We start from the raw sequence: 21,806 nt of genomic DNA on the forward strand, positions 1-21,806 counted from the left end.
TGATCAGTGCCCGGCGGGCTCGTCGGTGGCGGCCATAACCGAAGTGCTGGTTGGCAGGCTGGGCGCGCCCAACAGGGCCATGTCCAGATCAGCCTTGGCGATCCAGAAGTCCCGTTGCGCCTGCAGATAGCCATCGACCGCGAGGATTTGTTTGCGCGCATCGGCGAGCAGCTCAAATGTGCTGATAAACATGCCGTTGTACTGCAGGAGGTTTTCCTCGGCGATACGTGCGCGCAGCGGCAAAACCTCGTCACGGTAATGACGGGCGATGTCATGGCTGGCCTGGTAACCCAGATAGGCTTCGCGAACTTGCGAACGCGCATTGACCGCCGTGGCAGCGGCGCGATTGAGCATCTGCCGATACTGCGCCTCGGCCTTGGCCACCTTGGCGCCGCTCCAGTCAAACAGCGGCAACTCGACGCTGATCTCGTAGCCGCGCTGAGTCGGCTCTTCGTTGGAGCTGTTATTCACCACGCCCAGCTCCAGCACGTTGATAAACCGTGTGGTCTTGCTCAGCCCCAGGTTGCTGGCCAGCCGCTCAGCGTCCAGGCGCACGGCTTGGATATCCAGACGCTGGGCCATAGCCATGCGCTCGACATCCGGCAACTGCTCAGGCTTAGCCGGCAACTCAGGCAGACGCTCGGGCAAGCGAAAATCGATCTGCTCGCCCCACAAGCCAAGCAGGCGGATCAGCTGCTCGCGGCTCTGCACCCGGGCCTGTTCGGCACGGATCAGGTTAAGCCCGGCATCGGCGTAAAAGCTCTGCTCCTGGGCGCGCTGCAAGGTGCTGTAGTTGCCCACTGCGGCCAACCGCCGGGCCAGCTCAGCCGAAACCTCGGCCGCCTGCATAACCTGCTGCATATAAGCCAGGCTTTCCTGCGCCGTCACCGCGCGGTACCAGGCCTTGCGCGTCTGGCTGGCCAGCTCGAACAACGCCAGGCTGGTCTGCCGCTGCACCTGCTCGAAGCGCTTGGCCTCCATGCCCGAGGTCAGTGGCATGGCGATCAGCCGCGCCAGGTTGATATGCAGCCCGCGCTCGTACTCCACCTCGCTGCCCTTCTCCAAACGCCCGAAGGAAAAGCCCGGATTAGGAATACGCCCGGCCTGCACACGCTCGGCTTCGCTGATACCCAGCGCATCGAAGCTTGCCTGCAAGTCGCGGTTATTCAGCAAGGCAACCTGCACTGCGGCATCCACCGTCAGCGGCTCGGCCAGCAACTCGGCAACCCGCTCGGCCACCTGGCTACGCTGCTGCGGGGTTTTCACCCAGGTCACCTGTTTGTCCAACTGCGCCTGGCTGGCCTGCTCGACCTGAGTAAAACCACCATCCTGGCTAAAGCTGGCGCAGCCGCTCAGTAGAACAACCATAGCGCCAAGCCCGACGCGGCTCGTCATGCCACTTGATTTAGTGATGGCCATGCTGCGGCTCCATCGGTTTGGCTGATGGACTATCGGCTGCGCTAGCGGGCTCGGCCGGCTGTTCCCAGGGCTCCTGGGCATAAGTGCGCCAGCCGCCGATACGACCGACCAGATCATTGGCCTCGCGCCAGTCATGCAGCGGCTGCTCCGTAAAACCCTGGTAGGCCTTGAGTGGTGATTGATAGTGCAGAGCCGGCGTGGCGGCCTGGGCGTCCAGCGGGTCGGGCGACTCGGCCCAGCTGCCGGCCGGCAGCAGCCATGCCAGGCAGATAAACGCCTGCCAACGGGTAAAGAGAAAACGCATCATCGAATAGTCTCGCGTGCGGCGGCGCGCCTGCGCTGCGCAGGCAAACACCGACCAATAGCTAAATACGCGTTACGCGGGCCTGGGCAGCAACTGCACCAGGTGCGTCAACGCACGATTTGGCTTAGGCGAGAAACAGGCGTGGGGGTCTTTCGGGGGTTTCGGCGATAAAGCCGACAAACTGATCCAGTCGCGCCAAGGACGGCTCGACCGCTTGCAGTGGGGAATTGCTGGCAACCACCGTGCTCAGGGCCACCGCACCAACACAAAAGGCGCAGAGGCTGCACAGGCTGTTATCGGCGGTAGACACGGACTTGCTGGAAGTGTCGCTGGCGTGATGTTCGCCATGGGCAGATGCCTTCGCAGGCTCAGCCATGACCATCGCGCCCGGATGATGCGCCGCCATTTGCGGGTCAACCTGGGCCATCGCCCCGCTCTGCTGGGTTACCGCGCATAACTGCATGCTGATGGCGGCCATGCTCTGCGCCGGGAGGGCGAGCATTAGCATCCAGATCAGAGCGGTACGCAGGGTTTTACGCATGGTGCGAGTTTGTCTTCAGCACAGTTGATGGATCGGATTATCCACCCAATGCATCATTTGTCTATGCCTGAGATGGGCAAACGCCCGCACAGCTGGCTATGATCGGGCCATGACCAGCACACCACCGCTGCGCCAACCCTGCCCTCCCGGTGCCTGCGACTGCGGCCGCGAGCGACTGCTGGAAAATCCCAGCAGCGACGTCCGCATCCTGCTGCTAACCCGCCTGGAAGAAAAACGCCTGCTCGACCGCCTGGAAAACCTTGATAGCCTAGCCGACCTGGAAAAGCTGCAAAAACGCATCTATGAACAGCTGGGAATACGCATCAACGTCGCCCCAGGCTTTAATGAAGTACGCAGCATGCGCGGCATTGCCATTCAAATCGACGAACTACCTGGCCTCTGCCGCAAAGCCCGCCAATCCATCCCCACCGCTATCCGCCGCGGCCTGGAAAAGCGCCCGGATATTGCCTATGGCCTGCTAAACGCTCACGACTTACTGCGCGATGCGTAGCAAGTGCTACTGAGGCTGTTTGAGCCGTGGGCAATTGGGGCACAGCTCCACTCCTGGCAACACGTAGCGGATGCAACACAAACGACGCTGCCGCCAGGGCCGCACTTGGCCGTCAGCGTGCTCGATATCGACATAGCGGATTGGCGCATACAGCGGGTTGCGCGAGCCATCCGGACGCTGCGCGGTGCTTAGCAGACGTTCACCATCAAGCAGTAGCGCTGGTTCCTCACTACGCTTTTGCAGTTGCCCGAGCCAGGCTTCGAAGTAGTTGCCGGCATTGCTCCAGAGCACCTTCGCAGATACCCCAGTATGGGCGCAGAGCGCCTGGATAAACGGCTGGAGGTTGTTATCCAGCAGATGAGCAAAGCGCTCAAAGGGGTTCTGCGGCGGCGGCAACTGCTCGCAAGGCCCTGGCAGCTTGAACACCAGTGGCAAGCCTTCGCCATCGACGATGATCGACAACTGTTCGAGCTGCAGCGGCATGCGCTGGTTCAGCAGCAGCGCCGCACTGATCACCGGCGGAAATAGGCGCATAAAGTATTGATTAGCCCAGATTGACGCCAAACCGCGCTGGTCTGCCGACGCGAACTGCGGACGAAAGCGCGCCATCAATTCACTCAGCATCTGCGGCTGGAGAAACTCGGCGCCACTGATGGCTTCACGCGGATCATCCGCCGCCACAAAAACATTGCGGTAACGCGCCAGATCGCCACTGAACAGCGGGGCGAGCGCGCCCAGCATCTCACCCGCTGCTGCATCATCCGCAGCCGGGGCTACTGGCAGGCGCGTCGGTTCAACCGACTCAACCTTTATGGGAAATTCCTTGGCTTGCAATGCCTTCATCCATAACAAAGAAACCAATAGTAACGCTAACGATTAGCGTTTGCGAAATACTGATTCATTACTTAAGATGCAGCCCGCGCCCAATCTAGAGCGGTTATGCACATGGATGATGTTGGACAGTCGAAAGCAGCCGTGCATCTGGCGATGCTGATAAATCTGCTTTCCATCGGCAGCCTGATGATGGTGATGCCCCTGGGTCCAGATCTGGTTCGTCACCTCGGCATGCAGGCCAGCCATGTCGGCTATATCAGTGGCGGCGCCACGCTCGCCTCAGCCCTGAGCATGGCTCTGGCGGCGCCCTGGCTGGATCGCCTGCCGCGCAAGCAGGCGCTGGTGATCCTTCTGACCCTGCGTTTCGCCCTGCTGACGGCCTGTGCCCTGACCAGTAGCGCCGAGCAGCTGATTCTGCTGTTTGTACTCTCCGGCCTGGTTGCCGGGCCTATGGGCGCGTTGCTGATGGCAAGCATGCTCGACATCATCCCGCCGGCCGAACGCGGGCGAAAACTCGCCTATATCGGCATGGGCTTTTCTCTGGCAGCCATTGTGGTGGTGCCCCTGGCTCTGGAGCTGGCGCTGCGCTGGAGTTGGCAAGCGCCCTTTATCGTCTTCGGCGGCCTGGGCCTGGCGCTGGCGTTGCTGTGTCACCTGCTGCTGCACATCCCGGCCAGCAGTGCGCGGCAAAGCGGTTCGGTGCTGCCGTTGTTGAAATCCCCGCTGTGCCTGGGCGCACTGACGATCACCGCGCTACAGATATTTGGCCACTTTCTGCTGGTGCCGCATTTCTCCAACTACTTCCAGTTCAACCTGAATTTTCCGCGCGAGCAGATCGGCTTGCTGTTTCTCTGCGGCGGCCTGGCCAGCCTCGCGGCCATGCGCTTGGGCGGTATCTGGATCGACCGTGGCCAGGCGCTGACGGTGATTCTGCTCAGCAGCTTCGGTCTGGCACTGACCACGCTGCTGGGTTTCGCCACGCCGATTGGCCTGTCGATCTATCTGGTCTTCGTGCTGTTTATGGCCGCCAGTGCGGTGCGCACCAACAGCAGCATGACCATCGCCGCCGCGATCCCGCCGCCGCACCAGCGCGCCGCATTTATGGCGTTTCAGGGCACCGTCAGCAACGTCGCCGCCGGGCTTGGCAGCCTGTTTTCGGCGCTCTACCTGAGCACCGGCGCATACAACCAGCTTCAGGGCTTCAACCAGTTGAGCGGCTTTTATGTGGTCGTCGGAATACTCACGGGGGTGGGTATGTGGTTGCTCCAACGCGGTATCCGGCGACGCGACGCCGCCAGCCACACCGCAGGAATAACAACACAGGCGGGCTGAAACCGCCGATCACCAGTGATCAGCTGCAACGCGTCAACACTTACTCAAAATGGAACCTGTCATGTCTTTTGTCAGAAACATCAATCGCCGTCGAGCCATCTCGGTAGGCGTACTGGGTGGTCTGCTGCCTTTCGCGGCACTGGCCGACAACAGCGTCACCCTGGAAGACAGCATCGTTACGGCCTCGCAAACGGCCCACAGTCAGTTGAGCGTTCCTGCCAGCGCCTCGGTTATTACCCGCGCGGAGCTGGACAAGATGCCGGTCTACGACCTGGCCGATGCTGTAAAGCGCCTGCCTGGCGTACACATCAACACCTCCTCGGCCTATGGCCGCAAGGAGATCAAAATTCGTGGCATGGATTCGGACTACACCCTGCTGCTGGTCAACGGCCGTCGCATCAACTCGCGTGACGCCCTGACCTCCAACTACGCCAACGACTTCGACTTGTCTTCGATCCCCATGGCGGCGGTCGAGCGTATCGAAGTAATCCGCGGCCCGATGTCTTCGTTGTATGGCGCCGATGCCCTCGGCGGGGTAGTCAACGTGATCCTGCGTCAGCCAACCAGCAGCACCAAAGCTGGCGTAGCCGCCAGCTATGAGAGCCCCCGTAAGGGCGATGAAGGTGACAGCCTTAAGACCAGCGGCTACCTCAGTGGTGCGCTGATTGAGGACACCGTACTGGGCAATCTGATTGTCGAGTCCACCGACCAGGAAGCCTGGCAGACCGAACAACTCACCCTAAAAGGCACCGATGCTGCGGAAAAACGCCGCGGCAACAACATCTTGGGTTCTCTCAGCTGGCTGATCGACGAACAGCAAAGTATCGACCTGGATATCAGTCACCGCGAAGAAGCACGCAAAGCGCGCTGGAACAACTACGGTGCGCTGATCACCAATATCCAAGACATGGATCGCACCACCTTTGGCCTGGCCCATAACGGCAGCTGGGACAGCTTCAACTCCCGTGTGCGCTACTACTACGAAAAAGTCGAACTGACCGACGACTCGCAGATCATGACGGCGCTGCGCAAACGCGTCGGTGAGGTGGAGCAGAATAACCACACCGTCGACGGGCAGATTTCCACCACCCTCGGTAGCCACCTGCTGACCGCCGGTAGCGAGCTGCGCCGTACCACCCTGGAGCACAACCAGAACCTCGGCAAAGAAACCGAAGTCGATCAGAAAGCCATTTACTTGCAAGATGAATTCTCCCTCGGCGCACTCGACATCACCCTTGGCGCACGCTGGGATGACCACGAAGTGTTCGGTGGCGCATTCAGCCCGCGCCTCTACGGCATCTACAACCTGACTGACAATTGGGTACTCAAGGGCGGCGCCGGCAAGGCGTTCAAGGCTCCAGACATCACCCAATCCGATGAAAGCTACAGCGTGCTGGCCTGCCGCGGCATGTGCCAAATCGTCGGTAATCCGGACCTGAAACCGGAAACCTCGGTCAGCTATGAGCTGGGCACCCTGTATCAGGACGACCGCCTGCAGGCCGGCATCATGTTCTTCAACAACGAGATTGAAGACATGATCGTCAGCGATAGCTGGCGCGCCGGGTATCGTCCCAAGGTGATGACCTACACCAACGTCAGCAAAGCGCGCATCCAAGGCTACGAATTACAGGGCCGCTACGCCTTTACTGACACCTTGGCGGCGCGCGCCAACTACACCTACTCCGACGCAGAAGACCGCGATACCGGCAAGCCACTGAACTACAGCCCGCAACACATAGCCAATATCGGCTTCGACTGGCAGGCACTGCCGAAACTGGGCCTGAACCTGGACTACCAGTACACCGGCAGCCAGATGCTGGTCGTACCGGCTAAATCAGCCAGCTTTGAATCGGGGGCTTACTCCACCCTTAGCGTGGGCAGCAACTTCCAGGCGACCAAAGAACTCACACTCAAAGCTGGCCTGAACAATCTGACCAACACCAAGCGTGATGACGTCGCCCAGTCCATCGACCACATCCTGATGGGCCGCACCTTCTATGTAGGCTTCAGCTACGACCTGTAACACCCGTACCCCGGCGGCGCATGTTGCCGGGGTTACCCTAATTCTGCCCAGTAGAACCATGAGCCAAACAACCCGTACCCTCCGCATCCAGCAACGCCATGCCCTGCTCGCCGGCAGCCTGTTGCTGCTCGGCCTGCTGGCACTATCCCTGGCTACCGGTGCTGGGCAATACGGCGCGGCGGACGTGCTTGGTTTTCTTCTCAGCGACCCCAGCAGCCTGGCCGATGAAAAATTGGCCATGGTGGTTAACAGCCTGCGCCTGCCGCGCACCATCGCCGCCTTGCTGGTCGGCGCAAGCCTGGCGTTGGCCGCCACCCTGCTGCAAAGCGCAACGCGCAACCCACTGGCCGAACCCGGCCTGCTCGGGGTGAATGCCGGCGCGGTGCTCGGTCTGGTGGTCGGGCTGATCTACTTTGGCGTCGAGTCGACCCAGGGCTACCTGCTCTGGGCCGGTGCCGGGGCGCTGCTAGGTAACCTGCTGGTGCTCGGTATCGGCGTGATGCTCGGCCAGGCCAGCCCGCTCAAACTGATCCTCGCCGGTATGGCGCTGGCGGCGGTGTTTGGCGGCATCGCCAACTTTCTGTTGCTCTCCACACGCGTCGCATTAGAGCAGTTTCGCTACTGGAATCTTGGCTCGCTGTCGGCTTCCGAGCTGTCAGCCGTGATCACAGTCAGCCCCATGGCCCTGCTCGGTTTGGTACTCGCGATCCTGCTGTGCCGGCAACTGACGCTGATGCAGATGGGCGACAGCCAGGCCCGCGCCCTGGGCATCTCGACCACCTGGGTGCGCGTTGGCGTGCTGCTCGCGGCCACCCTGCTGACCGCCTGCGCCATCGCCCTGGCCGGGCCAATCGGCTTTGTCGGTTTCCTCGCTGCCTACTGCGCCCGCCTGTTGGAACCGGTAGCGCTGCTGCGCCAGCTGCTGTTCTCCAGCCTGTTCGGCATGCTGTTTCTGCTCGCCGCCGACATCCTCGCACGCTGGCTGGTGCAACCCTATGAGCTACCGGTCGGCACCCTCCTCGCTGCGCTCGGCGCGCCGGCCTTGATCGCTATCGTGTTACGCGGCGGCTTCCGCTCCTTACTGGCGGTGAAATAGACATGCACTCCAACCACCCCTCCGGGCTCTGGCACCTGCGTCTGGGTCCATTGAACCTACTGTTGCATCGCCGCACTTGGCTGCTCAGCCTGCTGGTACTCGGCGTATTGCTGGCGCTGGTGGTCATGGCCATCAGCCTCGGTTCCGGACGCATGGGCGTAACCGATGTGCTGGCCACCCTTGGCGGCCAGGGCAGCAAACTCAACGACATCATGGTGTTCAAGATCCGCATGCCGCGCATCGCCGCCGTGGTGGTCGCAGGGCTGGCCATGGGCATGGCCGGTTGCCTGATCCAGACACTGGTGCGTAATCGCCTGGCGACTCCAGACATGATCGGCGTCAACGAAGGTGCGTCGCTGGCGGTGATCGGTTTCGCCCTCTACTTAACCGTCGGCAGCTGGCCCTGGTGGGCCTCGCCACTGGGCGCGGCATTGGCCGCTGTGGCGCTGTTCGTCTTGTGCCGCCGCCCAGGTGAGCAAGGCTATCTGTTTATCGTGATCGGCATCGCCCTGTCGGAACTGCTCGGGGCCGTTGGCGATTTCATGATGGCCACTCAGCCGCTGGTACACCTGGGCAGCATCTACCTGTGGACCATGGGCCACTTCGCCGGGGCCAGCTACAGCACGGTCGCGCCAATTGCGCTGATTCTGCTCGCACTCTGCCCGCTACTGGCCTGGCTCAACCGCCCACTGGCGCTGCTGCGTTTTGGTGAAGCGACCGCGCAGAACCTCGGCGTCAAGGTGGCGGCGCTGCAACTGGCGGTGCTCGGCGTGGCGATTCTGGTGGCAGCACTGGGAACCGCGATTGGCGGCCCGGTGGTGTTTATCGCCATGGCTGCTCCGATCATCGCCTCCTGGCTAAGCCGTGATCACCTCGCGCCCATCTGGCTGGCAGCGTTATGTGGCGCGGTGTTGCTGGTGGGCAGCGACACCCTGTCGCGGCTGCTGGCCCAACCCGAGGAAATTCCCACCGGGATCATGACCCGCCTGCTCGGCGGTGTGCTGTTGCTGATCCTGTTGCTCAAAGACCGCAAAGGTTCCGATTGATGACGCCGTTAGCCCCGCCCGTTCCTGCGCAGTTGCGCGCACACAAGCTGAGCTTTGCCTACCCGGGTAAAAGCGTGTTGCAGGACATCTCATTCGAGCTGCCGAAAGGCAAGCTGATCGGCATTGTCGGGCCCAACGGCAGCGGTAAATCCACCCTGCTTAAGCTGTTAGCGCGGCAACTGCCGTTACAGGGCGGCCTGGTCGAACTCAACGGCACGCCGCTGCAGCGCTACGCGATGAAAGCCCTGGCCCGCGAGCTGGCCTTTCTGCCGCAACGCCCGGTGATGGCCGAGGGCATTCGCGTCGAACAATTGGTGCAATACGGCCGTCATCCGCACCAGGGCTGGTTCAACCAGTGGAACGAAGAAGACGCCTTACAAGTCGCCCGTGCTCGCGACGCCATGCAACTGCAGGACATTTGGCAACAGGTCGCCTCCTCGCTGTCCGGCGGCCAGGCCCAGCGCGCCTGGCTGGGTATGATCCTGGCGCAGAACACCGACCTGGTACTGCTAGACGAACCCACCAGCGCTCTGGATATCGGCCACCAGGCCGAGGTTATGGAGGCGGTGCTGAATATCGTCGCCGAAGGCCGCACCGTGCTGATCGTGATTCACGACCTCGGCGTGGCCGCGCGCTACTGCGATGAAATCATCGCCCTCGACAATGGCCGCATCGCCGCCATGGGCGCAGCCCGCGAGGTGATCAACAAGGCCCTGATCGACCAACTCTATGACACCGACGTCGACATCCTCGCAGCGCCCGATGACGGCGCCCCGGTAGTCGTGCCACGCCGGCGCAAACCCATCCATTCTGCACAGGACTAACCCGATGACTACTGTATTGCGCTGGAGCCTGCCCCTGCTGCTGGTCAGCCAACTGCTGAACACGGCCGCCGTGGCCGACACCCGTCAGATCGAAGACGCCTTCGGTCACCCGGTCACCGTACCCAGCGCGCCGCAGCGGGTAATTACCTTGAGCGAGCTGGATCTGGATGCCGCCCTGGCCCTGGGCATCACCCCGGTCGGCACGATTAATGGCCGTGGCCAGGCCGCACCACCGCGTTATTTGGACAGCAAAGCCGTAGCGGGGATCAAGGTGGTCGGAGATATCGACAACCCCAACCTGGAAACCCTACTGGAGCTGGAGCCGGATCTGATCCTCACCGGCCCGGTAAAACCCGAGCAACTGGCGATCCTCAACGAAATCGCCCCCACAGTGATCACCTTCGCTTGGGCCAAACCTTGGCAGGAAAGCCTGCAACGCACCGCCAACGCACTCAACCAAAGCGCCGCCGCCGACGCCCTGCTTGAGCGCTACAACGCCCGCGCCGCCGAAGCCCGTGAACGCCTCAAAGCGCATCAAGGCGAGACATTCAGCATCGTGCGCTGGAATCCAAAAGGCCCGTCGTACATGTTCAAAGATGCCTTCGCCAGCAGCGTAATCAGCGACGTTGGCCTGGTGCGTCCGCGCTACCAACAAGACCCCGGCCACACCCACTCCATGGCCCTGAGCCTGGAGTCACTGCAACTGCTGGATGCCGACTGGCTGGTAATCGGCACTCTGAGCACTAGCGGCGAAGCTGTGGAAGCCCTGCAACAGGCCGAACAGACTCCGGCGTTCAAGCAACTCTCGGCGATTCAGGGCAAACGCTTTGGCGCAGTCGATGGTTCGCTATGGACCTCCCTAGGCGGCCCACAGGCCGCCTTGCAGGTGATTGCCGATATCGAACAGCTGCTCGGCAAAGCCGACGCTCAGTCGATCAAAAACTAAGCGGTTAACCGCTGTAGCACTTGTGGGAGGGGCTGGGCGGCATTCCGCTTTAGGCGCGAATGCTGCTCAGAAAGCTCGCGGCTAAAGCCCCTCTTACACATATCTTACGCAGCTACTGCGGCGGCTAAATGCCCTCTGGCACCGGCAAACGCTTGCGATCAAGCTTGCCACTGGCGGTCTTCGGCAGGCTATCGAGCAACAGAATGCGCCCGGGGATCATGTAGTGCGGCAGCCGCTGCTGCAGAGCGCGGCGAATGCTCATGCGGCCCAAACCCGCGCCCTCGCGCAGCTCCACGTACGCCACCAGGCACGCCTCATCGCCGCTGCCATGCAGGCGCACCGCTGCGTCCTGCACGCCGTCGATACGCCGCAGACAGACTTCGATTTCGCCCAACTCGATGCGAAAGCCGCGCAGCTTGATCTGCTCATCACGCCGGCCCAGGTAACGGTAGGCGTCTTCACCGACCCGCTGCACACGGTCACCGGTGCGATACAGCTGGCGGCCTTGCCAGGTAATAAAACTCTGTGCAGCCAGGTCATCACGCGCCCAGTAGCCGCTGGCCAACGACGGCCCTTCGATGCACAGCTCGCCCTCGCCGCCGAGAGGCAACGCCTCGCCGGCCTCATCCAGCACCCAATGGCGATAGCCATCGAGGGACTGACTCAGCAGCACGCCCTGCTCGCCGAGCGGCAATTGCACCTGCGCCATCAGCGACCAGACCGTGGCCTCGGTGGGGCCGTAGCAATTCCACAGTTGGCCAACCAATGGTGTAAGGCGCTCGGCCAGAGGCGCATCCAGTGCCTCGCCGCCGCACAGCGCAGTCAGCCCGGCGCGGCCTGGCCAACCGGCCTTGAGCAGCATGCGCCAGAACGCCGGGGTGGCTTGCAGGGTGTTGATTTCGGGATGCTCGGCCAAGAGCCTGAGCAGCGCATCCGGGTCCTTGTGCGCCGAATTACCGACCACTTCCAGTGCGCCTCCGCTCCATAGCGGGCCGAGCATTTCCAGCAGGGAGATATCGAAGGCCGGGGTAGTAATAAACAGCCAGCGAGTGGCGCTGCCCAGCTGCAGCCGGCGGCTGGCAGCACGGAGAAAATTGGCCAGGGCGCGGCGGCTTATCACCACACCCTTGGGCCGCCCGGTGGAGCCCGAGGTAAACATCATATAAGCCGGCTGTTGCTCATCCAGCGCCGGCCAGCTTAGCTCGCCGCCCTCACCTTCGCGCAGGTGCAGGCTCGGCACGGCAAAGCTGCCCTGACCCTCTGCATCCTGCAGCACCAGCGCCAGTTCGGCGTCTTCGGCAATGCCTTGCAAGCGCTCAAGGGGGAACTCCGGGTCCAGCGGCACAAAGCACAGGCCGTTTTGCAGACAGGCGAGCGTCGCTGCCAGCAGATCGGCCGAGCGTTGCAGGTACAAGCCGACCCGCGCCCCCACTGGCACGCCCTGCACCTTCAGTTGCGTGGCAATCACCGCGGTGCGTGCGGCCAGGCGCGCATAGCTGTAACTGTCGCCAGCCCAGCCCAGCGCTGGCGCGCCGGCATGCGCGGCGAATACCTGCGCCAGGTGCGTGCCCAGCAGCGGCACGCCGAGGTTCTTCTGCATGATTGTCATGGCTGTACCTCCATAGCCAACCTGGCCAATTCACTCAGGTGCTGACGTAGGCGCTGCAGCAACTGCTCGCTGAGATCACCACGCAGGCAGCCGATCTGCCGCAGGGTCAGGCGGCCATCAAAAATCCCGCCGTGCAGGCTGATCAGCTCTGCCGAACGATTGTCCGCCGCACTCGGCCGCCCCGGCGCGATGGGCAACGGTTGCCAATCACCCTGACCACTGCGCGCGCTGCCCAGGTAGTTCAACGCCACCGGTGGCAGCGGCAAGGGGTTGGGTTCCGTCAGGCTGGCGCGCAGCGGCATATAACCGACCCCGTTGTCCGGCACCTGGCGCAGCTGTTCGGCGCACTGCGCAATCAGCTGCGCCCAGTCCGCCTGATCATCCAGCACCAGCGGGTACATGCTGGTAAACCAGCCCAGCGTGCGGCTGACATCCAGGCTCGGGTCAATCGCCTCGCGGCCATGGCCTTCCAGCAGAATCCACTGGCGCTGACCGAGGCCCATCTCGCTCAGCGTGCGGGTCAAGGCGGCCAACAGCAGGCTGCGCATCTCGCAGGAAAATACCTGGGTGGTGTCCTGGCTTAGTTGCCGAGTCAGCTCTGGCTCCAGCTCAAGCAAATGCACCTGGGTCGGCTCGGCGCTGATCCAGTCCGACGCAATTCGGTAATCCATCGCCGCCATGCGCTCACGCCAGAAGCGCAGCTGCGCACCAGCTTGCAGCACATAACCAAGCAAGCCCTGACCCCACTGGCGGTAGCTGCTGGTCTTAGCCGGCAGCGCTTCGCCACGGTGCAGCCGCGCCAGATCATCGGCGAGAATGCGCCAGGACACCGCATCGACCACCAGGTGATGGCAGGCGATAAACAGTGCGCGGCCCTGCGGCAGGTTCTCCACCAGCCCCCAGCAGAGCGTGCGCCCCAACATCGGCTCGAAGTGGCTTTGCAACTTGGTTAAGGCTAATTGCAAACCCGTTTCGCCCAGCTCGCGGTAGTCCAGCAACGCGGGTGAGCCCAGCGGCAGGTTCTCTAGATAACGCTGGCCACTTTCCGTTACCGCCAGGCGCAAGGCATCGTGATGCTGCAGCAGCTGTTGCAGATAGCTGCGCAACTGCGGTGCGCCAACGTCCTCGGGCAAACGCAGCAGCACGCCCTGGTTCCAGTGCTGCGGGGTGGCCAGCGGCTGCTCGTAGAACCAGCGTTGAATCGGCTGCAAGGGAAACTCACCGATCAGCACGCCCTGCTCGGCCTGCACCGCGATATCTTCGCGCTTGCTGCCCAGCACCCGGCACAGGCGGCGCACGGTCTTGGCCTCGAACACCTCCTTGACCGAGCAGGCATAACCGGCATCGCGCAGGCGTGTGGTCAGCTGGATACTCAGGATCGAATCGCCGCCCAGCTGGAAGAAGTCGCTCTGCACACCGAGCGGCTGATTCAGCACGGCCTGCCAGATGGCGAGGATCTCGGCCTCGAGCGGGTTGGCTGGCGGCGTATGCTCGCCGCCAGTCGCCAGGTCGATCTTCGGCAGTTGGCGCAGGTCGAGCTTGCCATTGGGCGTCAGCGGCATCTGTTCAAGCAGCACCAGGCTGCTGGGCACCATATACTCCGGCAGGCGCTGCGCCACATCATGCAGGATCGCCTCGACCGCAGGCTGAGCTGCACCGGGCTTGAGCGCCGCGTAGGCAACCAGGGCCTGGCGCTGGCCATCGCGTAGCACCAGCACCTTGACTTGTTGCAACGCCGGGCAGCTAAGACTCAGCTGGGTTTCGATCTCCACCGGTTCAATGCGGTAGCCGCGCAGTTTGATCTGCTCATCCAGCCGAGCGAGGTATTCATAGTCACCATTACCCAACAACCGCGCACGGTCGCCACTGTGGTACAGACGTAGCGTCACGCCGGCCACACAGTGCTCGCGGAACACCGCCGCCGTGCGCTCTGGCTGATTTAGATAGCCGCGCGCCAGGCCGAGGCCGGCCAGACACAGCTCGCCCGGCACGCCGACCGGACAAAGATTGCCCAATTCATCGAGGATCAGCGCCTGCATGCCGTCGATCGGCGAGCCGATGCTCAGACTGCTACCTGGCTCTAAGTGTTTGCATAGCGCGGTCACCGTGGCCTCAGTCGGCCCGTACATATTGAACAGGCGTACCCTCCCGGCCCAACGTTCGACCAACCCAGCCGGACAGGCCTCACCGCCAAAGCCAATCGCCTGTACAGTCGGTAGCGCAGAGTCCGGCAAGGTGGCGAGCAAGGCGGTGGGGAAAATCATATGGCTGCTGGCGCTGCGCTCAATCTGCTCGACTAGATCTTCATCCGGCTCCCCCCAAACCAGACTCGCACCCTGGGTCAGCGGCAGCAGCGCACACATATTGCCGGCGTCGAAGGACAGCGACATGCAGTTGAACATGCGTGCCTCGCAGCTCAACTGCAGGCGCTGGGCATGGTCCTGCAGCAGGTTGACCAGGCCACCCTGCTCGACCATCACGCCCTTGGGCAAGCCGCTAGAACCAGAGGTGTAGATCACCTGGGCAAGCGGCTGCGGATCATGGCCGAGCGCCGGGGTGGTCGGCAGCATGCCGTCCAGTTGCGCCTGCAGGCTGGCATCCTGCAGATCGACCCAACGCACGCCAGTGTTCAATGCAAATGGCGGCTCGCCCTGGCCGACGATCAACTCGATGCCGGCATCGCCGAGGATGTGTTGCAAGCGCTCACGCGGGTAGGCCGGGTCCAGCGGCACGTAGGCGGCGTTGATTTTCCAGATGGCCATCACTGCCACGGCGAAGGCATTCTCGCGGCGCGCCAGTACCCCCAACAGCGCACCCGGGCCGCAGCCCTGGCTGAGCAGCCAGTGCGCCAGGCGATTGGCTCGCGCATCCAGCTCGGCATAACTGACAGCGCTATCGCCAACCCCCAGGGCCGGGCGCTGCGGATGCAGCCGCGCCATATCCTCGAACAGGCCCAGCGCCGTACGCCGGTTGGGATACTCACGGGGCAGCACGGCCAGACGCGCGGCGGTTTGCTGCAGCAGTGGCTGATCGAGCAGCGGCAACGCCCAGATATCCATCTCGGGTTGTTCGACCACGGCCTCTAGCAGCAACAACAGGCGTTCGGCATAACGTTCGACCGTGGCGTGCTCGAACAGCGCCGTGGCGTACAGCCAGTCAACCCGCACCGAGTCCATCAATTCGGTGACCTTGACCGAGATATCGGTCTTGGCCGGCAGCACCGGCGAGGTTTCCTCGACCGCCTGGCAACCGGGAATCAGGTCGTTGAAATCGACCTGCGCCTGGTACACCAGCATGATCTGGAAAATCGGGTTGATCGCCGTGTGGCGATCCATGCCGAGTGCCTCGCTAAGCGCCTCGAAGCGGTACAGCTGGTGGTCGAAGGCTTCCAGGTCGTCCTTGCGGCAAGCCTGCAGGTAATCGCTAAAACTCTGCCGTTCGGACAGCTGGGTGCGCAGCACCAGGGTGTTGACGAAAAATCCCACCAGCCCTTCGATATCCGGACGTTCGCGGTAGGCCAGCGGCGTGCCGATAACGATGTCGCGCTCGCCGCTATGACGCGCCAACAGCAGCGCAAACACAGCATGCAGACCGATAAAGGGCGACGTGTTGTGCTGCTGACACAGCTGTTTAAAGCGCGCCCATAGCCCGTTGTCGATAGTCGAGAACACCAGCTCGCCACCACTGGCCTGATGCGCCGGGCGCGGTTTGTCCAGCGGTAGGCTGTGCACATCGGCAATACCGCGCAGGCGCTCGACCCAGAACGGCTTGAACTGCTCGTGGTAGTCACGGAACAGCGGCGAATTGAACCAGCTGGCGTAGTCGATGTAGTTCAGCGCCGGCGCTTGCCAGTTCAATGGCTGGCGATTCTGAAACGCCAGAAACGCGGTCTTCAGATCGGCAAACATGTTCTTCACCGACCAGCCGTCGGAGATGATGTGGTGCTGGGTGATCAGCAGCACGTGCTCACGCGCACCGAGGCGCAGCAGGTGTACACGGGTCAGCTCACCCGTGGTGAGGTCGAAGGGCCGGTTGATTTCCTCGCGCACCCGTTGTGCCACCTGAGCTTCACGGGCTGGTAGCTCGAGTGCGGACAAATCCTCAACGTCCAGTTGCAGCGGCCGCTGCGGCAAAATCTGCTGCTCGCCACGGCCCTCGGCATTACGCACAAAGCGCGTGCGCAGGCTGGCGTGACGCTGCGCCAGCGCATCGAAGGCGAACGCCAGCGCCGGCACATCCAGCTCGCCGGTCAGGCGGAAATACACCGGCATGTTGTACAGGTGCGAGCTTTCTTCGTACTGCTCGATAAACCACAAACCGCTCTGCGACGACGACAGCGGGCCGCTCTCGGCGTGTTGCGCCTGGATCGGAGCGGCAAAGGCGTTGGCGGCCGCCAGGCAGGTGATGATGGCGTCGCGGTTGGCGCGAATCTGCTGGCCCAACTCCGGGGTGATGGCGTCCTTGCTCGACTGGGAAACCAGCTGGCCTTGGGCATTCAGACTCAGCTGCACGCCCTGGCGGGCCAGCTGGTTCAGCAGGCCGATGATATTAATGCTCATGCGTATCCTCTCAGTCGGTCAGGCTTGCGCCGCCGTCAACCACGATGTCTTGCAGGGTGATGTGGCTGGCCAGGCTGGAGGCCAGGAACAGCACGACGCTGGCGACCTCCTCCGGGGTGGCGATCTTCTGCAGCGGGATGCCCAGCTTGAACTGCTCGGGAAAGCCGGCGATGGTGCGCGTCGCTGCATCGGCGCTGTGCCACATGCCGCGCTGCATTGGCGTGTCGGTGGAACCCGGCGACACCAGGTTGCAGCGCACGCCATGGGTCGCCAGCTCCAGGCCGGCAGTGCGGATCAGGCTGCTCAGGGCTGCCTTGGACGCGCTGTAGGCGGCCATCTGCATGCGCGGCACATGCGCCGCGTTGCTACTTACCGCCACGACCGCGCCACGCCGCCAGGCCTTGAAGCGCGGCATCAGCTGGCGCAGCAGGTAGAACGGTCCGGAGACGTTGACCCGCAGGCAGGCATCCCAGTCCTCCAGTGCCAGCTCCTCGATCGGCGCCAGACGCAGCACGCCAGCGACACTAGCCAGCACATCGATCACCCCATGGGCACCCAGTAACTCGTGACAGGCCTGCTGCACCGCCTGGGCATCGCCGATATCCAGTACATAGCGGGTAAAGCCGTAATCCTGCTCGGGGAAGCTCAGGTCGAAGCCGATCACCTGCCCGCCCAACTGGGCAAACCCCTCCGCCACACTGCGGCCAATGCCCTGGCCGGCACCGGTGACCCAGATGGTCTGACCGCTGAAATCCATTTGTCTGTTCATCTGCATTCTTCCTTACCAGACCTGTTCCACCTGCGCTTCACTCTGCTGCACGCGGCTGTCGAGGAAGTGACAGAAGTCCGCCAGACGCGGATGATCGAAAACATCGGAAACCTTCACCGCCGTGCCGAACTCACTAGCCAGGCGGTTAACGATCTGGATGGTCTGCAGCGACTGCCCGCCCAGTTCGAAGAAGTTGTCAGCGGCCTGAATCGCGCTGACGCCGAGAATCTGCTGCCAGATGCTGCGCACCCGTTGCTGGGTCTCATCGTCCAACGCCTGCTCGCGTGAGCCTTGCAGATACTCGCTCTGCAGACGCTTGCGGTCGAGCTTGTTGCTGGCGGTGCGGGGTAACGCCGGGTAGTGCCGGTAATCGGTCGGCACCATGGCCGCCGGCAGCAGCTTGCTCAGCGCCTGGCGAATGCCGCGCAGGTCATCCCGCGGGCCACTGATAAAGGCCACCAGCCGGCGCAACCCGCTACCCAGTTCCAGGCCCTGCACGCAGGCCTCGTCGACACCGCTCAAGGCCAGCAGACGCGATTCGACCTCGCCAGGCTGGATGCGATAGCCGCTGATCTTGAATTCGTTGTCCAGACGGCCGAGGTAAACCAGACAACCTTCCTCTATCCGCACCCGATCACCGGTGCGGTAGACCGGCGTCTGCTGCGCGCCGATCAGCAGGCTGGCAAAGGCTTGCGAATCACGGCCCAGGTAGCCGTTGGCCAACTGCGCACCGCACAGCACCAGCTCGCCCTCCTCGGCCGGACGTTCGCCACGACCCAGCACCAGCGCCGTGACGCCGCCTAGCGGCTGACCGATTGGCAGGCTATCGCCGCCAGGTGCGAGGCTTTGCAGGTCGCAGGTGCTCGCCACCACCGTGGCTTCGGTCGGACCATAGGTATTTATCAAGCGGACATGCGCCGGCGCCGCAGCCTGCCAAGCCACCAGTTGTTCGGGATAGACCGCCTCGCCGCCGATGATCACGCTCTTCAGCCCACTCGGTACCTGCACCAGGCCAGCGCGCAGGGCCACCACCCATTCGTTCCAGAACGCGGTCGGCAGGTCGAGCACAGTGATTGCAAGCTGCTCCAAACCTTCGACAAAGGCGCTGATCGACTCCAACAAGGCATCGGTACGCAGTACCAAAGTTGCGCCGGCGCTGAGGCTGACAAACACCTCTTCAATGCTGGCGTCGAAGTTGAACGGGGCGAACTGCAGCATGCGATCGCTGGCAGCCACGCCATAGCGCAGGCGCGCCGCCTGGATAAAGTGATCCAGCGCACGGTGGCTGATTTTCACACCCTTGGGCGTACCAGTGGAGCCGGAGGTGAACATCAGGTAGGCCGCGGCCTCGGCCTGACGTGGTGCGCAGAGGCGCGTGGCGCTGTGCAGCACGCCCGCCAGTTCGATCGGGCCACTGTAGCTATCGGCCAGGCGATGGCGGAACGCCGCTTCAGTGACCACCAGTGCCAGCTGCGCGGTAGCGCAGATCAGCCGCTGACGCTCACCAGGCTGCTCCGGATCGAGCGGCACATACACCGCCCCGGCCAACAGCACGCCGAGCTGCACGACAATCGCCTCGGGGCTGCGGCTGAGCATCACCCCAACCCGCTCGCCCGGCTGCACGCCACGTTCACTCAAGGCAGCGGCGATGGTTTCGGCCTGGGCCTGCAACTCGCCATAGCTGAAGCTGAGCTCACCCTGGCACAGCGCCAGCCGCTGCGGTTGGCGTTCGGCCTGAGCACGAATGGCCAGCAACACGCTGCTTACCTCGCCCATCGCCGCCAGCTCGCTAGGTGGCGCGCCAAGCAAATGCTGCGCGCGGTACTGCGCGCTCCAGGTGCTGAGCAACTGATCACGCGGCTGTTGCGGGGCCTGCAACCAGGCGGCCAGCAGGCTGAACAATTCCTCCTGCAGCGCGCGCACCTGCGCCTGGCTGTAGCACGCCGGATTGGCGTCGTAGTCCAGCAGCGGTACACCATCAGCCCCCAGGTGCACTTCCAGGGTCAGGTCTTCCACCGGGCCGGCGCTCAGGCTCAGGGTGCGTGCCGGGCAGTCGCCAAACATCTGCGGGCGATCAAACGGCATGATATTGATCAACGGGCCGAACAGACGCTGCTCGCCGCCGACCCGACCGAGGTCGCGACGCAGCGATTCGTAGCGGTAATGCTGATGCTTGCGGCTGCTGCGACGCAGCTTGCCGATGCTCTGCGCGGCCTCGATCAAGTTCGCGTGATCGCTTAGGTCGAGGCACAGTGGCGCGATGTTCATTTGCATGCAGGGCACGTTGAACGAGGCCGAACCCATGCGATTCATCACCATCAGACCAAGCACTTGAGCGGCGCTGCCACTGACCTGACGCAGCTGCGCCGATAACGCGGCCAGCAGCAGGTCCGGCCAGCCGATTTTATGAGCATCGGCCAGTTGATTCAGCGCCTGCCACAGCGCCGGCGGGAACGCCGCCGAATGACGAAGGAAGGTCGCCGAAATCGGCGCGACACGCTCGCTAAAGCTGACTGCCCCAGGCAACGCACCGAGCTGTTCACGCCAGTAGTCGCGAGCCGCAGCCGTGCGCCCCTGGTTTTCACGCTCGGCGTCTTCGGCAAGTACTGCGGCGTAGTCACCGAACTCGCAAGGTGCGGCCGGTTCACCGCGCGTTGCCGCGCCATACAACTGAGCAACGCGCTGATAAAGCAGGTTGCTGCCATAACCATCGAGGGCGATGTGGTGAATGCATCCGTAGAGAAAATCCACCTGCTCGCCCTGCAGCAGGGTGAAGCGGCACGGCAGCTCGCATTCCAAGTCGAACGGCTGGCGAATATCGGCCATGCCCCACTGCTGCACCCAGGCCTTGCCGTCCACTCCGACTGGCAGCTGCTCCTGCGTGACCTTGAGCGGCAACTCTGCGGGTTTAAAAAACACCTGCTCGCCATCGACCACGAAGTGCCCGGAGAGCGCTTCGCACTCACTAACCGCCTGGCGCAGCGCGGCGATCAGCAGCGCAGGCTGAATCTTGCCGGCAAAGGCGATGCATTCGGCGGTGTTGAACATGGCACGGTCTTCATTCAGCACATAGCCGTGCCACAGGCCCTGCTGGGCGACACCTAGCGACCTCATGCGGCACCGCCATGCTGTTCGATCAGGCTCCACCAGCCATTCAGCGTCGGCGTCTTGGCCAGGTCGGTGAAGCTCAGCTCCAGACCTTGCGCGCGCCACTCGCTGAGCAGCGCCATTACTTGAATCGAATCCAGGCCGTAGTCCAACAGGTTCTCGTCGGGGTCGAAGGGCTCGTCCAGCTCATCCAGCAGGCTCAGCAAGCGTGCCTGCAATGCGGCGCGGGTCAATGCGGGTGCGGCAGTTCGACCTAAGTTCAGTACCTCGGCGCAGCGCACCACCTGACCGCAACGAGTCGCCACGTAATTCAGCGCCATCTGATGGTCGGCCTGATTGAAGTCGGCCACGCCATCGGCCAGCAAAAACGGCTGGATGTCGCGCATAAAGGCGTCGCAGGCGGTCATCAGGCAGCCGATATGGGCGTAGATGCCACCGATCACCAGTTGATCGCGGCCCAGCTCGGCCATCATGTGTTCCAGCGGCGAACGCTGAAAGGCGCTGTAACGCCACTTCACCAATACAGTGTCGTTCGGCTCCGGAGCCAACCCGGCGACGATCGCCTGGCGCTCTGGGTGCTGGGTAATGCCCGGCCCCCACATGTCGTTGAGCAGCGCCCGCTCGGCATCGCTTTGCACACCCGGCTGAGCGGTATACACCACTGGAATACCCAGCGCTTTGCACTGCGCGCGTACCGCTGCGAGGCGCTCAACTAGGGCACTGACAAAGGCGCTGTCGGCCTCCCAGAAGTCAGCGAAATACGCCTGCATATCGTGAATCAACAGCACCGCACGGGCTGGATCAAGGGTCCATTTGACCTTGTTCGGCGTCCATTCGCTGGGGGTTTGGTAGGTCTGCAGAGCCGGAATAGCCATGAAAATAAGG

At 62.9% G+C, this 21,806-nt stretch carries 16 protein-coding genes; 7 read left to right on the forward strand and 9 right to left on the reverse strand.

Annotated features, from left to right (window positions below; genetic code table 11):
- Positions 1-3 precede the first annotated feature (3 nt).
- The 3 genes from ACIGEK_RS15120 to ACIGEK_RS15130 all read right to left on the reverse strand — a co-directional run bounded on the left by ACIGEK_RS15120 (position 4) and on the right by ACIGEK_RS15130 (position 2,264).
- Entirely contained in the window at positions 4-1,419 is a 1,416-nt protein-coding gene (locus ACIGEK_RS15120) for a TolC family protein (RefSeq protein WP_397494112.1), read from the reverse strand.
- Positions 1,406-1,726, reverse strand: coding sequence for a hypothetical protein (locus ACIGEK_RS15125; RefSeq protein ID WP_397494113.1), 321 nt, complete (start codon positions 1,724-1,726; stop codon positions 1,406-1,408). Before ACIGEK_RS15125 ends, ACIGEK_RS15120 begins: the two co-directional genes overlap by 14 nt.
- A gap of 121 nt (positions 1,727-1,847) precedes the next feature.
- On the reverse strand, positions 1,848-2,264 hold the full coding sequence (locus ACIGEK_RS15130; RefSeq protein ID WP_397494114.1) for a hypothetical protein: 417 nt from the start codon (positions 2,262-2,264) through the stop codon (positions 1,848-1,850).
- Between the two features lie 109 nt (positions 2,265-2,373).
- On the opposite strand from ACIGEK_RS15130, the gene ACIGEK_RS15135 reads away from it, so the two are divergent.
- A complete protein-coding gene (locus ACIGEK_RS15135; RefSeq protein ID WP_397494115.1) occupies positions 2,374-2,775 on the forward strand; it encodes a hypothetical protein in 402 nt (133 codons plus the stop codon).
- Between the two features lie 6 nt (positions 2,776-2,781).
- Here the strand turns inward: ACIGEK_RS15135 and fhuF are convergent, their stop codons facing one another.
- Positions 2,782-3,618, reverse strand: a complete 837-nt coding sequence (fhuF, locus tag ACIGEK_RS15140) for a siderophore-iron reductase FhuF (protein WP_397494116.1) — start codon at positions 3,616-3,618, stop codon at positions 2,782-2,784.
- Between the two features lie 102 nt (positions 3,619-3,720).
- Here fhuF and ACIGEK_RS15145 point away from each other — a divergent pair, with 102 nt between their 5' ends.
- From ACIGEK_RS15145 to ACIGEK_RS15170, 6 genes are all read left to right on the forward strand, one after another.
- Complete coding sequence (locus ACIGEK_RS15145) at positions 3,721-4,941, forward strand: MFS transporter (RefSeq protein ID WP_397494117.1); 1,221 nt, start codon at positions 3,721-3,723, stop codon at positions 4,939-4,941.
- A gap of 61 nt (positions 4,942-5,002) precedes the next feature.
- Positions 5,003-6,964 (forward strand): TonB-dependent receptor domain-containing protein, encoded by a 1,962-nt coding sequence (locus ACIGEK_RS15150; protein ID WP_397494118.1) that lies wholly within the window; start codon positions 5,003-5,005, stop codon positions 6,962-6,964.
- Between the two features lie 58 nt (positions 6,965-7,022).
- Positions 7,023-8,060, forward strand: coding sequence for a FecCD family ABC transporter permease (locus ACIGEK_RS15155; RefSeq protein WP_394233468.1), 1,038 nt, complete (start codon positions 7,023-7,025; stop codon positions 8,058-8,060).
- A 2-nt stretch (positions 8,061-8,062) separates the two neighbouring features.
- Positions 8,063-9,106 carry a FecCD family ABC transporter permease gene (locus tag ACIGEK_RS15160; RefSeq protein ID WP_397494119.1) on the forward strand — a complete coding sequence of 348 codons (1,044 nt, stop codon included), beginning with the start codon at positions 8,063-8,065 and terminating at the stop codon, positions 9,104-9,106.
- On the forward strand, positions 9,106-9,930 hold the full coding sequence (locus ACIGEK_RS15165; RefSeq protein WP_397494120.1) for an ABC transporter ATP-binding protein: 825 nt from the start codon (positions 9,106-9,108) through the stop codon (positions 9,928-9,930). The genes ACIGEK_RS15160 and ACIGEK_RS15165 overlap by 1 nt, the downstream gene beginning before the upstream one ends.
- A gap of 4 nt (positions 9,931-9,934) precedes the next feature.
- On the forward strand, positions 9,935-10,876 hold the full coding sequence (locus tag ACIGEK_RS15170) for an ABC transporter substrate-binding protein (protein WP_397494121.1): 942 nt from the start codon (positions 9,935-9,937) through the stop codon (positions 10,874-10,876).
- A gap of 124 nt (positions 10,877-11,000) precedes the next feature.
- Here the strand turns inward: ACIGEK_RS15170 and ACIGEK_RS15175 are convergent, their stop codons facing one another.
- The 5 genes from ACIGEK_RS15175 to ACIGEK_RS15195 are packed head-to-tail and all read right to left on the reverse strand — an operon-like array spanning position 11,001 to position 21,796.
- Entirely contained in the window at positions 11,001-12,485 is a 1,485-nt protein-coding gene (locus tag ACIGEK_RS15175; protein ID WP_397494122.1) for an amino acid adenylation domain-containing protein, read from the reverse strand.
- Positions 12,482-17,044, reverse strand: a complete 4,563-nt coding sequence (locus ACIGEK_RS15180) for an amino acid adenylation domain-containing protein (protein ID WP_397494123.1) — start codon at positions 17,042-17,044, stop codon at positions 12,482-12,484. The genes ACIGEK_RS15175 and ACIGEK_RS15180 overlap by 4 nt, the downstream gene beginning before the upstream one ends.
- A 10-nt stretch (positions 17,045-17,054) precedes the next feature.
- Positions 17,055-17,813 (reverse strand): 2,3-dihydro-2,3-dihydroxybenzoate dehydrogenase, encoded by a 759-nt coding sequence (gene dhbA / locus ACIGEK_RS15185; protein ID WP_397494124.1) that lies wholly within the window; start codon positions 17,811-17,813, stop codon positions 17,055-17,057.
- 12 nt (positions 17,814-17,825) lie between these two features.
- A complete protein-coding gene (locus tag ACIGEK_RS15190; protein WP_397494125.1) occupies positions 17,826-20,927 on the reverse strand; it encodes an amino acid adenylation domain-containing protein in 3,102 nt (1,033 codons plus the stop codon).
- The gene (locus ACIGEK_RS15195; RefSeq protein WP_397494126.1) at positions 20,924-21,796 is read right to left on the reverse strand and encodes an isochorismatase family protein; all 873 of its coding nucleotides are present in this window, start codon (positions 21,794-21,796) and stop codon (positions 20,924-20,926) included. Before ACIGEK_RS15195 ends, ACIGEK_RS15190 begins: the two co-directional genes overlap by 4 nt.
- Positions 21,797-21,806: the final 10 nt, after the last annotated feature.

The sequence above is a fragment of the Pseudomonas sp. NPDC079086 genome (assembly GCF_044542155.1).
Lineage (GTDB): Bacteria > Pseudomonadota > Gammaproteobacteria > Pseudomonadales > Pseudomonadaceae > Aquipseudomonas.

Coding starts and splice junctions, on each gene's coding strand:
- ACIGEK_RS15120 (WP_397494112.1), bottom strand. CDS start 1,419: ATGGCCATCACTAAATCAAGTGGCATGACGAGCCGCGTCGGGCTTGGC.
- ACIGEK_RS15125 (WP_397494113.1), bottom strand. CDS start 1,726: ATGATGCGTTTTCTCTTTACCCGTTGGCAGGCGTTTATCTGCCTGGCA.
- ACIGEK_RS15130 (WP_397494114.1), bottom strand. CDS start 2,264: ATGCGTAAAACCCTGCGTACCGCTCTGATCTGGATGCTAATGCTCGCC.
- ACIGEK_RS15135 (WP_397494115.1), top strand. CDS start 2,374: ATGACCAGCACACCACCGCTGCGCCAACCCTGCCCTCCCGGTGCCTGC.
- fhuF (WP_397494116.1), bottom strand. CDS start 3,618: ATGAAGGCATTGCAAGCCAAGGAATTTCCCATAAAGGTTGAGTCGGTT.
- ACIGEK_RS15145 (WP_397494117.1), top strand. CDS start 3,721: ATGGATGATGTTGGACAGTCGAAAGCAGCCGTGCATCTGGCGATGCTG.
- ACIGEK_RS15150 (WP_397494118.1), top strand. CDS start 5,003: ATGTCTTTTGTCAGAAACATCAATCGCCGTCGAGCCATCTCGGTAGGC.
- ACIGEK_RS15155 (WP_394233468.1), top strand. CDS start 7,023: ATGAGCCAAACAACCCGTACCCTCCGCATCCAGCAACGCCATGCCCTG.
- ACIGEK_RS15160 (WP_397494119.1), top strand. CDS start 8,063: ATGCACTCCAACCACCCCTCCGGGCTCTGGCACCTGCGTCTGGGTCCA.
- ACIGEK_RS15165 (WP_397494120.1), top strand. CDS start 9,106: ATGACGCCGTTAGCCCCGCCCGTTCCTGCGCAGTTGCGCGCACACAAG.
- ACIGEK_RS15170 (WP_397494121.1), top strand. CDS start 9,935: ATGACTACTGTATTGCGCTGGAGCCTGCCCCTGCTGCTGGTCAGCCAA.
- ACIGEK_RS15175 (WP_397494122.1), bottom strand. CDS start 12,485: ATGACAATCATGCAGAAGAACCTCGGCGTGCCGCTGCTGGGCACGCAC.
- ACIGEK_RS15180 (WP_397494123.1), bottom strand. CDS start 17,044: ATGAGCATTAATATCATCGGCCTGCTGAACCAGCTGGCCCGCCAGGGC.
- dhbA (WP_397494124.1), bottom strand. CDS start 17,813: ATGAACAGACAAATGGATTTCAGCGGTCAGACCATCTGGGTCACCGGT.
- ACIGEK_RS15190 (WP_397494125.1), bottom strand. CDS start 20,927: ATGAGGTCGCTAGGTGTCGCCCAGCAGGGCCTGTGGCACGGCTATGTG.
- ACIGEK_RS15195 (WP_397494126.1), bottom strand. CDS start 21,796: ATGGCTATTCCGGCTCTGCAGACCTACCAAACCCCCAGCGAATGGACG.